12 protein-coding genes are annotated in these 12,501 nt (G+C 59.1%); 7 read left to right on the top strand and 5 right to left on the bottom strand.

Translation table 11 applies throughout. The features are described 5' to 3' along the window. The first annotated feature begins 16 nt into the window (after positions 1-16). On the top strand, positions 17-877 hold the full coding sequence (locus CAY35_RS05660; protein WP_109303710.1) for a cytochrome c biogenesis CcdA family protein: 861 nt from the start codon (positions 17-19) through the stop codon (positions 875-877). Here CAY35_RS05660 and CAY35_RS05655 read toward each other — a convergent pair. After that, the gene (locus CAY35_RS05655; protein ID WP_109303709.1) at positions 874-1,464 is read right to left on the bottom strand and encodes a PadR family transcriptional regulator; all 591 of its coding nucleotides are present in this window, start codon (positions 1,462-1,464) and stop codon (positions 874-876) included. The two genes, CAY35_RS05660 and CAY35_RS05655, sit on opposite strands and share 4 nt — an antisense overlap. Before the next feature lie 116 nt (positions 1,465-1,580). On the opposite strand from CAY35_RS05655, the gene CAY35_RS05650 reads away from it, so the two are divergent. From CAY35_RS05650 to CAY35_RS05640, 3 genes are all read left to right on the top strand, one after another. Next, positions 1,581-2,681, top strand: a complete 1,101-nt coding sequence (locus CAY35_RS05650) for an aromatic ring-hydroxylating dioxygenase subunit alpha (RefSeq protein WP_109303708.1) — start codon at positions 1,581-1,583, stop codon at positions 2,679-2,681. Positions 2,682-2,689: 8 nt separating this feature from the next. Further along, complete coding sequence (locus tag CAY35_RS05645; protein WP_109303707.1) at positions 2,690-3,679, top strand: PDR/VanB family oxidoreductase; 990 nt, start codon at positions 2,690-2,692, stop codon at positions 3,677-3,679. An 82-nt stretch (positions 3,680-3,761) separates the two neighbouring features. Beyond that, on the top strand, positions 3,762-5,045 hold the full coding sequence (locus CAY35_RS05640) for an MFS transporter (RefSeq protein WP_146191924.1): 1,284 nt from the start codon (positions 3,762-3,764) through the stop codon (positions 5,043-5,045). Positions 5,046-5,304: 259 nt separating this feature from the next. Here CAY35_RS05640 and CAY35_RS05635 read toward each other — a convergent pair whose 3' ends face one another. Next, the gene (locus CAY35_RS05635; protein ID WP_109303705.1) at positions 5,305-6,348 is read right to left on the bottom strand and encodes a DUF808 domain-containing protein; all 1,044 of its coding nucleotides are present in this window, start codon (positions 6,346-6,348) and stop codon (positions 5,305-5,307) included. Between the two features lie 145 nt (positions 6,349-6,493). Between CAY35_RS05635 and CAY35_RS05630 the strand changes: the two genes are divergently transcribed. Together CAY35_RS05630 and CAY35_RS05625 are read left to right on the top strand one after the other, a co-directional pair. Then, positions 6,494-7,246 carry a TetR/AcrR family transcriptional regulator gene (locus tag CAY35_RS05630; protein WP_109303704.1) on the top strand — a complete coding sequence of 251 codons (753 nt, stop codon included), beginning with the start codon at positions 6,494-6,496 and terminating at the stop codon, positions 7,244-7,246. 94 nt (positions 7,247-7,340) lie between these two features. Continuing rightward, on the top strand, positions 7,341-10,067 hold the full coding sequence (locus CAY35_RS05625; RefSeq protein ID WP_109303703.1) for a YhgE/Pip domain-containing protein: 2,727 nt from the start codon (positions 7,341-7,343) through the stop codon (positions 10,065-10,067). Positions 10,068-10,172: 105 nt separating this feature from the next. On the opposite strand, the gene CAY35_RS09600 is transcribed toward CAY35_RS05625, so the two are convergent. Beyond that, the gene (locus CAY35_RS09600) at positions 10,173-10,331 is read right to left on the bottom strand and encodes a hypothetical protein (RefSeq protein ID WP_180754698.1); all 159 of its coding nucleotides are present in this window, start codon (positions 10,329-10,331) and stop codon (positions 10,173-10,175) included. Between the two features lie 231 nt (positions 10,332-10,562). Here CAY35_RS09600 and CAY35_RS05620 point away from each other — a divergent pair, with 231 nt between their 5' ends. After that, complete coding sequence (locus CAY35_RS05620) at positions 10,563-11,129, top strand: NADPH-dependent FMN reductase (RefSeq protein ID WP_109303702.1); 567 nt, start codon at positions 10,563-10,565, stop codon at positions 11,127-11,129. A gap of 124 nt (positions 11,130-11,253) precedes the next feature. Here the strand turns inward: CAY35_RS05620 and CAY35_RS05615 are convergent, their stop codons facing one another. After that, the gene (locus tag CAY35_RS05615; RefSeq protein WP_109303701.1) at positions 11,254-11,823 is read right to left on the bottom strand and encodes a hypothetical protein; all 570 of its coding nucleotides are present in this window, start codon (positions 11,821-11,823) and stop codon (positions 11,254-11,256) included. 179 nt (positions 11,824-12,002) lie between these two features. Continuing rightward, a complete protein-coding gene (locus tag CAY35_RS05610) occupies positions 12,003-12,233 on the bottom strand; it encodes an amphi-Trp domain-containing protein (protein ID WP_070491850.1) in 231 nt (76 codons plus the stop codon). Between the last annotated feature and the right edge of the window lie 268 nt (positions 12,234-12,501).

Here is a 12,501-nt window from a genome sequence, read left to right as displayed (position 1 = left end):
TTAGGAGGCATACGTCATGGATATCGGGGTTGTTGCGGCGTTCATCGGCGGGACTCTTGCGTTGTTGAGCCCGTGTTCGGCGTTGTTGTTGCCGGCGTATTTCGGGACTGTTGTGGGTTCGGGTGCGCGGCTTGTGGTGCATTCGCTCGTGTTTTTTGTGGGCATGGTCGCGGTGCTGGTCCCGCTGGGCTTGGGTGTGGGGGCGCTGGCTCAGTTGTTCAACGAGTACCGCACGCCGATGATCATTGTTGCGGCCATCGTGCTGATTGTTTTGGGTGTGCTGCAGATTTTTGGGCTGGGGTTCGATGTTGCGCGTTGGGTCCCGGGGTCCGATGCGGTGCATGAGCGGACGTCGATGGCCACAGGGCTGGTCAAGAGCCTGCTGTTGGGTTTGACGTCGGGGCTTGCCGGCGCGTGTGCGGGACCTATTTTGGGTTCGGTCCTGACTCTTGCGGCGACGTCGGGTAGCGCGTGGATGTCTGGGCTCATGATGGCGGTGTACGGCGCGGGCATGGTGGTTCCGCTGTTCGTGATCGCGGTGTTGTGGCAGCGGTTGGGCACGCGGGGCCGCGGCGTTTTGCGGGGCCGCACCTTCACGGTTGCGGGGCGTGAGTTCCACGTGGTTTCGGTGATCACGGGTGTTTTGATGATCGCCGTGGGTGTTCTGTTCTGGACCACGAATGGTTTGGTGACCGCGCCCCAGCTGGTTCCGCTGGAGACGCAGATGTGGCTCCAAACGCAGGCGGCTGCACTGTCCGATGTGTGGATTGACATCATCGTGATCGTTGCGGTTGCGCTGTTGTTGCTGTGGTGGTGGTTCGCCCGCGAGAAGGCACGCGAGCAGGAAGACCAGAAGGCGCGGCAGGGCTCGGATTAGGAGCGCTCAGTTAGGCCCCCGAGCTCTTTCAAGGTTTTCTTGGCCCACTTGATCTCTGCTTGGGAGCGAGCGATGCGCCCTTCGTAGGCCAGCACTTTGAAACGGATAATCCGTTGCGCGTCTGCTTCCGAGTAGTTCTGTAGGCGCCGCTGAATCACGGGAGATTTCCTGGTTTCGATGTCTTCAACCTGTTTGTGGGCCTGCTCGATCTCGCCCTCATGGTGAGCAATATGCGCTTCAAGCATTCGCTCTAGATCCCCCGGATCTGCCCACTCCCCATAGGCCACTCGCAACTCGATCGGGTCGCGTTCAAGACCATATTCATGGTCGGACGCCTGCCATCTGCGCAACTCGGCCAGCCCGGCCTCTGTCACGCTGTACTGGGTCTTCATGGCGCCGTTCGAACCCCAAGGAATGAGCTCACCTTCGAGTAGCTCTTCCTCTTCCATTTTGCGCAAGGCCGGATAGATCTGTGAATCTTTCGCCTGCCACAGATACCCGACTGACCCGGAGAACCGCTTGACCACGTCGTAGCCGGTCATCGGCCCTGAAGACAGTAGCGCCAACAGTGCGGATCGCAGGCTCATAGATTTTCCTTTCCAACCTCTTGTCAAAGCATACCCAGCTGAAGTAATGTGTGGCTCACCTCACAAAATAACTAACTCTTTAGTTATTTATACATGCAGCTAGTTGGAGGAGCATCATGACGGCGCAGCCAGAGACCATTACCACCGCCAAAATCTTTCCGCACCCGCTCAACGCTTGGTACGTTGCAGCTTGGGATCATGAGGTGAATCGGAAGCCGCTCGCGCGGACCATCGCAAAGAAGCCTCTGGTGCTCTACCGCACGACGGACGGGAAGCCTGTAGCTCTGGCTGACGCCTGCTGGCACCGCCTGGCACCTCTCTCTAAGGGCAAGCTCATGGGCCGCGATGAGATCCAATGCCCGTACCACGGGTTGCAGTACAATTCGGCAGGTCGCTGCACTCACATGCCGGCGCAGGAAACCTTGAACCCGTCCGCAACGGTCCCGTCATACCGGGTTGAGGAACGCTATCGCTACGTATGGGTCTGGCTCGGCGACCCAGAGCTCGCCAACCCAGATGACATCCCCGATATGAGCCAGATGAGCTCAACCGAGTGGGCCGGTGACGGCAAGACCATCCACGCCGACTGCAACTATCAGTTGGTACTGGACAACCTCATGGACCTCACGCACGAAGAATTCGTGCACTCCTCGTCGATCGGTCAAGACGAACTCTCAGACGCTGAGTTCGAAACGACCCACGATGGCCGCACCGTGACCGTGACGCGTTGGATGCGCAACATCGACGCTCCACCTTTCTGGCTGAAGAACATGCGCGACAAGTTCCCGGGCTTCGAAGGCAAGGTGGACCGCTGGCAGATCATCCACTACACCTACCCATCAACGATCTGCATCGACGTGGGCGTCGCTAAAGCAGGCACTGGCGCGCCAGAAGGTGACCGTAGCCAGGGCGTCAACGGCTTTGTCATGAACACCATCAGCCCTGAATCAGATCGGTCCTGCCATTACTTCTGGGCTTTCATGCGCAACTACTGCCTCGACTCACAGCTGATCACCACTCAGCTGCGTGACGGCGTGCACGGAGTATTCGGAGAAGACGAAGAGATGCTCAAAGCACAGCAGGAAGCCATCGAGGCGAACCCGGACCACGAGTTCTATTCGCTGAACATCGATGCCGGGGGCATGTGGGTGCGTCGAATCTTGGAGGAAGCACTCCAGGCCGAGGGTCGCGCCACGACCGTTGCTCCGAAAGCTTAGGAGCGCCCATGGCTACTATGCACCAAAAAACGTGGTTCGACGCAACGGTAGCGGCCACGATTCCTGTGGCTGAGAATATTGCCCGGATCGAACTGAATGTCCCCTACGGGGTCGATGTTAAAGCCGGTGAGCACCTGGATGTTCTTGTCCCGTGGGAAGACCGTAGCCTGAAGCGCTCCTACTCCATCGTTGATGTCGATAAGGGTGCCAAGACGATTGCGCTCACGGTGTTCCGAACGCCTAATTCACGAGGCGGTTCCGAGGCGATGCATGCCCTCGAGCCCGGCGATCAGCTTCGCGTCAGCATGCCGCAGCAGGACTTCCCCCTGCGCATTGGGGCGAAGAAGTATGTGTTGCTGGCCGGCGGTATTGGGGTCACAGCAATCTTGTCGATGGCCGACACATTGCGCCGCCTCGGCGCCGATTATCAGCTGATCTATGCAGGTCGGCACCGGGGTGCGATGGCTTACCTTGATCGCATCCTGACCGATCACGGTGAACAAGCGACCATCTATGTTGATGCTGAGGGCAAGACTCTGGACGTGCCGACTCTAGTGGGCTCAATTGAACAAGACACGGAGTTCTATATGTGCGGGCCCATCCGGCTCATGGACGCTGTGCGCCGCGCTTGGAGCGACACCGATCTAGACATCACCAACCTGCGCTTCGAAACCTTCGGCAATTCGGGTTGGTTCGACCCAGAACCGTTCACAGTCACGGTGCCGCGCCTGGGCATAACGACCGAGGTCGAGCAAGACGAATCTCTGCTGGAAGCACTAGAACGTGCCGGCGCAGACATGATGTTCGATTGCCGCAAAGGCGAATGTGGACTGTGCCAGGTCAAGATCTTGGAGCTTGAAGGCAAGGTCGATCATCGCGATGTGTTCTTCTCCGAGCGTCAGAAGAACGAAGAACCTCAACAGAACATGTGCTGTTGCGTCTCACGCATCACTCCCACCCAGAACAGCAACGCTGCTGTCACGATCGAAGTGAGTTGACACCAATGAACTCTTCTCTCCGTACGGTACTCAACTCAACCCCGATGCGGCCGCAGCAGTGTTCATTGTGGGTGTCTGCACTATGTTGAACGCCCTCGACGGCTTCGACGTTTTGGCTATGGCCTTCACGGCGTCGGCTGTCTCTAATGAATTCGGGCTCTCCGGCGCCGAGCTCGGAATGCTCCTAAGCTCTGGCCTCATCGGTATGGCCGTCGGCGCGATCGTCCTCTCCCCTTTGGCGGACAAGGTCGGCCGCAGGCCAGTTCTGATTGCTTCAGCCGCTCTGGCCACCGTCGGCATGCTTCTGACGGCAAGCGCTGACTCTGCCACGATGATCGCCTGCTGGCGCATCGTAACCGGTCTAGGTGTTGGCGGCATCCTGGCAGGCGCAAACATCATCTGTAACGAATACGCTTCCGATAAACACCGTGGTCTTGCTATCAGCATCTACACCGCTGGGTACGGAATCGGCGCCGGCTTCGGGGGCATGGGAGCAGCATGGCTCCTGGGCCAGTACGGCTGGCATTCGGTCTTCGTCTTTGGCGGTGTACTCACGGGACTGACCCTGTTGGTCGTGATTATGTACCTGCCGGAGTCAGTGGACTTCCTCGAGACCCGGCGCGATCAGCGTTCGCAGCAGAAGCTGTTGCGCGTCGCTCAGCGCCTCAACATCGATCCTGAGTTGGCGCGAAGCCGACCAACCGAAAGCGCCGGCGAAGCCGAGCCAGCGGCCAAGATTACTGATGTCTTGATCGGCCGTTTCAAGGCGACCACGATCCTCATCTGGGTCGCGTTCTTCGCAACGATGTTCGCGTTCTACTTTGTGAACTCCTGGACTCCGAAGCTTCTGGTTGTGGCAGGCATGACGGAGCAGCAGGGCGTTTACGGCGGTATCGCGCTCACGCTTGGCGGGGCTTTGGGTTCCGTGGTCTACGGCATGCTGTGCAGCAAGTGGACTCCGTACCAAGTGATGGTCGGGTTCGTGATCTTCTCTGCCGTCGCAATGGTTGGCTTCATTTCTTCTACCTCGATGCTCTTCTTGGCTTTCGCTCTGGGTGTCCTCGTGGGCATGTTGGTCAACGGTTGTGTTGCCGGCCTCTACACCATCACCCCTGCGTCATACCCAGCGGGGCTCCGCGGTACGGGTGTTGGCGCGGCCTTGGGCGTGGGTCGTGTTGGAGCGATCATCGCTCCAACGGCAATCGGCGCGCTGCTCGACGGCGGCTGGACACCGCAGGCGGTGTTCATGCTGTCCGCAGCGGTGCTGCTGATCGCGGGGCTGGCGATCTTCACGTTGAGCCGTCTCCCCAAAGCTGGATCGAATGATTCTGTAACAACAGAACAAGTACAAGAAAAAGTCGCATAGCGAACTCACACAACTAATTCACATAAGTAACGCGTTGGGGCGATCAGCTTGAGCTGGTCGCCCCAACGCTCTTTTGTGTCTCGCTGTGCGTCTTAAATGCGAAACAGCCCCGGTGCGGCGAGGCATTCGCCGCTTCGGGGCTGTTTTCCCAAGGCGCATCCGCCGAGGTCAGCGGCAACTTCACAGCCGAACTTCTGTGAGCCACCTGTGTATAAATCTATGTGACACTTAAACCTTTATCCACTGCTTGAAGCAAAAGTTATTGCTTTGTTACACGAGGATCGGACTCGTCACCCTTTCCCTCGCCTGTAGCGCTAGTTTGGCCGCCATCTTGGCCTTCGGCGACCTCGCCAGCGCCAGTTTCCGCGCCACCCTTCCCGCGCATCGCGGTGTGCACCAAAGCAACGACGCCAACCACAACGGAACCCAGCACGAAACCGAGCACGGCGGAGAAGAACGTGTTGGTGAGCCAGCCGAGCGCGGCACCCGCTCCGCCGGTCGCACCAGCGACCGCAACCTCGAGGTGATGCACCCATTCATAGATCGGGTGGAAGCCGAGGTCGTGCATGCCGACCAGCAGGATGTGCCCGCCGACCCACAGCATCGCGACCACGCCGACGATCGAGAGGGTCTTCATGACCACCGGCATCGCCTTGACGATGCCAACACCAAGCTTCTCAGTGGACGGCTTCTTGGCCAGGGCGAGGCCGACGTCGTCCATTTTGACGATCAACGCAACCACGCCATACACCGCGACAGTGATGACCAGCGCCACCACGATCAGCGAGATGAGGCGCATCCAGAAACCCATCTCGTCCACTGCAGACAGCGAGATGACCATGATTTCGGCAGACAAGATGAGGTCGGTGCGGACGGCGCCGCGCACGATCTGCTTCTCTTCGGCCGCTCCTTGGAATGAGGCAGGAGGATTCTTATCCTCTGAGTGTCCGGTCAGGACTTCCCAAATTTTCTCTGCGCCCTCGAAGCACAAGAAAAGGCCGCCGACCATGAGCAGAGGAGTCAAAAGCCAGGGAGTGAACTCGCTCATCAGCATGATGAGCGGCAAGATGATCACGAGCTTGTTGATGATGGATCCGCGCGCGATCTTCCACACGATTGGGAGCTCGCGTTGCGGCGTGATGCCCTGGACATAGCGCGGGGTTACGGCCGCATCGTCAACCACAACGCCGGCGGCTTTCGCGGTGGCCTTGCCGGTTGCGGCGGCAACATCATCCAACGATGCGGCAGCGGCGCGAGCGATCGCGACGACATCATCGAACAGGGCGGCAAGTCCACCAGCCATGGGATACTCCTCAATAGGTATGTGTAGCGCACTTCACTCGCAAACCCTCTTTTACAGGTGTAATATATACTGAGTAACTTCGAATAGTTAGGTGAGTTCGAATGGGCGTACACTGAACGACTCAGCACTAAAGAACGGAGGGCTCGTGACAATCAACGCTACGACGGGCGAGCAAGTCAACGCAATCGACGGTCACTCGTCATCTGACGCCAATCCGCACACTGACCCACGTGTTGCGCGTTCACGCGAGAACCTCATCGCCGCGATGGATGACCTTCTACGGGACCAGCCCATCGAAAAAATCACCGCTTCCATGGCCGCGCGGGAAGCGGGCACGTCACGACCAACGTTATACCAGCACTTCGGCGACCTCACCGGCCTCATCGAGGCCACAGCCGTCCACAACCTCGAGCAGCTCCTCTTCACCGCATGGGAAGGGGACGCGATCGGTAGCCCTGCCGCTCCTGGTGATCCGGCGCCGCACCGGGGCACCACATCCAATAAGAAAAACAGCCCCGACGCAATCCGCCGGCTACTGAACCACCTTCAGGACGACCGGGACTTCTTCCTGAATGTCCTCCATGGGCCAAGCAACTATCAGGTGATGCACGCGATCACGCAAGCGCTCGCGCGTCAGCTGTGGAATGGGTTCGCGATCGAAGAAGGGCTCAACCGCAACGACAACCCGTTCATGAGCAAAGACCTTTCCCAGATCAAACTCGCGGACACGTCTGACCCTACGCTGGCCCAGAAGATCAAGTTCGTCGCCGACGGGGTGGTTGGCGCGGCCATCGGATGGCTCGCCGGAACCCGCGGCGAAACCGCCAAGCAACTAGCCAAGACACTGCAAAACCTCGCGCACCGAATCCTGCACCCAGAACGCGTGCCCGGGCACTGACCTGGCGGCGGCGCCACCCCTCCCCCCACCACGGACTCATCCCACACCATTGAGGCCCCACCGCTTTACGAGCTGAGATTAAGAGCTGACAATTATGGCTTCACACACAGATTCACAGCAACAACCCGCATCGGAATCAATGCCGCATGACGGCGCCGGCGTTGACCACGCCAGCCCCGCCACCGAACACAGCGAACCGACCGGTTTCAAGGGGTTCCTGCATCGGTATGGCCGGATCACGGTTTCGCTGATTGCGGTGGGCTGCATCCCGTTGATTTACGCGGCGATGCTGATCCTCTCCAACCTTGACCCGACGGGCAGGCTTGACCAGGTTCCCGCGTTGATCGTGAATGAGGACACCGCGGCGGAGGTCAAGGGCGAGAGCATCAACGTGGGCGATGAGCTCACCAAGAAGCTGGTCGAGGACGATTCGAAGAAGAACCTCAACTGGGATACCGCCACGGCCGCGGAAGCGAAGCATGCGTTGGAGCACGGCAAAGCGCTCGCGGTGCTGACGATCCCGGAGGGGTTCTCGGAGCATCTGGCGCACGCGGCGAAGGCTTCGCAGAAGGAGGCCTCGATCACTGACGCGGCCTCCGCTCACATGACTATCCAGACGAACGACTCAACCAACTTCATCATGGGGCAGATCGCCTCTTCGGTTCAGGAGAAGCTGACCACGGAGTTGCGCTCGCAGTTCGCTAAGGAATACCTGGAGAACGTGTATGTGAGCCTCACGGAGATCAACGGTTCGCTCACGGATGCCGCGGATGGTTCGGGCAAGGTTACTGATGGCGCGAATTCGGCGCGCGACGCCTCGGGTGAGTTGAGCTCTGGCCTGTTGCGGTTGTCCGATGGCACCAAGAGCTTGCGGGACGCCTCGGGTGAGCTGAACGCCGGTGCGGTGCGGCTTGCCGATGGCGCGCGCACTTTGGCTGGCGGCTTGGGCGAGTTGAAGTCCAAGACCGCGTCAATGCCCGATGCGGCGAAGGCTCTGGATGCTGGTGCCGGCAAGCTCGCTAAGGGTGCTGGTACCGCGAATGATGCGATCCAGCAGTTGTTCTCGGGTTCCAAGCAGTTGAGTTCGGGCACGGGTGAGCTCAACAGCAAGATCACTGAGCTGAATAAGCGTGCGCAGGATCTGACCGGCGCGAACGATCAATTGCTGGCGGCCGCCGAGAAGGCTCAGAAGGATTTCGATGCGTTGCGTCCGGACGTCACGATCGATCTGGATCCGGCGGCGAAGCGTGTGGATGGTTTCCTGAAGGACCTGGAGGGTTCGGAGGAGTTCCAGCAGTTCCTGAAGGATAATCCGAAGTTCGCTGAGCGGTTCGGCACGGCGCAGCAGGATGCTGCCGCTATTCGTTCGGGCATCGATTCGGTGCGTGAGGCCGCGAAGAACGCCGGTTTGACGGATGGCAGCAAGAAGCCGTTGCTTCCGGAGGAGATCCTGCAGAAGCTGCGTGAAGGCAATGCCGCGCTCAAGAAGGGCGCGGGCGAGCTCAACGTCGCGACCGGCAAGCTGAATGATGGCGCGACCAAGCTTTCGGATGGCTTGGGCCAGTTGGCGGAGAAGTCCCCTGAGCTCGCTGACGGCGCCAAGAAGCTCAAGGACGGGACCAAGCAGTTGGCGCAGCAGGCCCCTGAGTTGGTGGCTGGCATCGGCAAGCTCAACGATGGTGCCGGTGAGTTGTCGAAGGGTGCGGGCAAGCTTGCGGATGGCACGGGTCAGTTGCAGGCTGGCGTGGGCAAGCTCGATGATGGCGCGAAGGAAGCGCACGATGGCTCCAACCAGTTGCATGACGGCTTGGGTGAGCTGGCTGATGGTTCGGGTGAGCTCACGGATGGCCTGAAGGACGGCGCGGGCAAGGTCCCGGCGTTCACGAAGGATGAGAAGAAGAAGCTCTCCGAGGTCAACTCGGCGCCGGTTACGGGTGAGCTGGAGCGCATCAATGAGATGGCGAATAACGGTACGGGTTTGAGCCCGTACTTCATGTCGCTCGCGTTGTGGATTGGCGGTATCGCGTTCTTCATGCTGCTCGCGCCGATCCCTGAGCGTTTGGTGCGTAAGTACCGCGGCAAGTGGTATTCGTTCATTCAGATGGCGTTCGCGTCCTATAGCCGTGCCGCGATCATGGCGATCGTTCAGGCGGCGGTCATCACCGTCGTCGTGCAGTTCATTTTCGGGCTTGAGGTGGCGCACCCGTTCCTGTTGTGGGGGCTGGTGACGTTGGGTTCGCTCGCGTTCCTCGCGGTGAACCAGGGCTTGGTGAGCTTGTTGGGTGCGCCGGGCCGGTTCCTTTCGCTGATCCTGATTGTCTTGCAGATCGCCTCAGCGGGCGGTACGTATCCGTGGCAGACGATGCCGGGGATCCTGCGGGATATTCACCCTTACTTGCCGATGACGTACACGGTTGAGGCGTTCCGTTCCCTGATTGGTGGCGGCGTGATCCTCGGTACGTCGGCGGCGGCGAGCATCCTGATGGGGTGGCTGATCACCGGGTTCCTGATGCTGGTGCTCGCGTGCTTCTTGGTGACGCGTGTTGAGGCGGTACGTGACTGGGCGACGCTCGCGCCGGGGCTTCCGGGTGGCGGTAAGTCCTCTGCGATTGAGGGGATGAAGGAAGAGCACGCCGAGATTAAGGCGGAGGCTGCTGAGCGGCGCGCTCGGGCTATTGAGCGGCAGAAGATGCGGCTGGCCCGGAAGAAGGCGAAGCGGAAGGTGCGCGAAAAGAAGAAAGCGCAAGCCGCGGCCGCGAAAGCTGAAGCCGAGGCGAAAGCAAAGGCTGAGGCGGAAGCCGACGCCGACGTCGACGCCTAAGTAGACACTGAAACGGGGGCGCGGCCAGCGTTATTGCTGGCCGCGCCCCCGTGTTTTGGCGCTGCAGTGTTTGTTGGCGTTGGAGTGTTTGTTGACGCTGGAGCGTTACACAGCCCAGCCGGCCCAGGCCTCGTTGCATTCCGGGCAGTGTGTGGCTTTGCGCTTTCCGTTGTGGTTGAGGCGGATGATGCGGGTTTCGCTAGCGAGCATGTTCATGCCCCACACGCGGGTATTGGCGAGGCTGTTTTTGATCTTGGTGAGCACGGTCCTGCTCCTTTCACGAGGTTCACCCAGGTGTTGGCCTGTGGTGCGGTCCTTAGTGGTATGTATCCCTTTGGGGAGCTCCACTGTCTCGGTGTTATCCACTGTCTCGTGTGAGGTGCTTCACGTGTAGTGGGGAAAGCTTTAGGCCGTGGAAGTGCGTGGAATCGTGCGGCTACCCCTCACCTAAAATGTCCACTGAACAAATTTCAAAGATCTTTTGGAGGCCGCTTCGTGTCTAAGCCGACGTTGACCATCGTGATTGCTAGTACCCGACCAGGCCGTAAGGCGTTGCCGGTCGGGCGGTGGTTTGAAAAGGTCGCGCGCGAGTTTGACGGGTTTGAGGTTCAGGTTGCTGACCTCGGCGAGATCAACTTGCCGATGATGGACGAGCCGAAGCATCCGCGTCTGCGTGACTACCAGCATGAGCACACTAAGAAGTGGTCGGCGCTCGTGGACGGTTCGGATGCTTTTGTGTTTGTGATGCCGGAATACAACTTCGGTTTCTCGGCCGCGATCAAGAACGCCCTGGATTACCTGTGGGTTGAGTGGCACTACAAGCCGCTCGGTTTTGTGAGCTACGGCGGCGCTTCGGGCGGTATGCGTGCGGTGCAGACGCTGAAGCCGATCACGTCCACGCTCAAGCTGTTCCCGCTCACCGAGCAGGTCGCGTTGCATGGTTTCAGCAAGTACCTCAAGGACGGCGAGTTCGTCGCCACCGAGGACCACGTAGCCGCCGCGAAGACGATGCTTGAAGAGCTTCAGCGAGTTGAAGGCGCGATGCGCACCCTGCGTTCGTAGCCGCTGTTTCGGTTGCGGCCACAGCCGCGGCTATTGCACACCTAGCGCTGCACTCGGCGTTTAACGACGATGGCCGTCGTCCGGATCTGATTCCGGCCGACGGCCATCGTATTTTCAGTAGTTTCTATTCCGCGCGGGTGCTGAATCGACCCGGCTCTATTACGTCCATGCTTGAGTAATCTTCGGGAAGAACCTTCAACGTCAGATCTTTCGGATCCTCCACTTGGAACCCGATGTAGTAAGTAAGTGAATCGCCCGGCGTGATTTCGACCATCGGCATGTCGATGTCATCTTCAGTGGCAAATACCTCTTCGGCAGCTTTGCCCCCTGAGGTCGCGGAGTACACAACATCAGAAGCCTCGTAAGGTTCCTCACTGTTATTAACGTGAGTCACTTTGAGTTTCACTGTTTTGCCCTCGAACATTTCTCGGGTGAACTCATTTGAGATGGTGAATTCTTCGGGTTTTCCAACAGTGATTTCGTGACCATGTGGCCACTTATACGTATCGCCGAAAGGGACCGTCAGTTTCTTCTTTTGAGTTTTCTCCTCAGCGGACTGCGTCTCTTCAGAGCCCTGCGGGGCTTCGGCTTCTGCAGAAGGATTATCACTGGCGGGAACGTGCTCCGGAGCAGTCGACGAGCATGCCGTCAAACCGAGGAGCCCAACAAGCATCAGTACGGGAAAACGCTTCATTTTTTACTTTCTTTAGACCCAAAAGGTATGTAACTCGCAACAGCTTCACACTGTAGAAGCATCATAGTCCGCGTTCGCAAAATACCGTACTGATGACTTGGAATTTGAAGAGCCGGGCACGGTGAATCTATGCCCGGCTCTTCAGCTTTCACGCGCGGGAATAACCCGCCCCGGCGGCCCTACTTCCAGAAGATCTTGACTTCGATCTCGGACTTTCCGCCTTGCTTGACTTCGATTTCGTATTCGTAGCCCACATGGTCCGGCACGTCGACGACGACGTCGGTTTCGCCGGACTGGACGCGCACCTTGTTTTGGCGTTCGAGCGCATCGGCGAGGTCGCGCAGGCGGGCGGCGGCCTGTTCGCGGCTCATCGACTCTTCGGATTCGTGTTCAAAAAGTTTCTCGCTCATGAACCCATTCAAACACCCGCAAGGAAACGCAAGGTGACATTACGCAACCAAGTCCATCGTCAGGTTCATAGTCCGGGTATTCGCACGCCCCAGTTTTTATTTCGTCATGTTCGTCGCCCCACCCTCCCGCAGTGCATACGCTCTTTCTCAACGTCCGCGGCATACCAGTTTGTAGCTACGGAAAGGGGTCCTCTTCGCCGGGCGTTAACGCGATGCCGCGCGGCGTTGAAAGTGTGTAAAAACCAACACTCAACGAGCCCTTAGGGGG

The sequence above is a fragment of the Pseudoglutamicibacter cumminsii genome (assembly GCF_003143995.1).
Taxonomy (GTDB): domain Bacteria; phylum Actinomycetota; class Actinomycetes; order Actinomycetales; family Micrococcaceae; genus Pseudoglutamicibacter; species Pseudoglutamicibacter cumminsii_B.
This window is presented reverse-complemented; position numbering and strand designations above follow the sequence as displayed.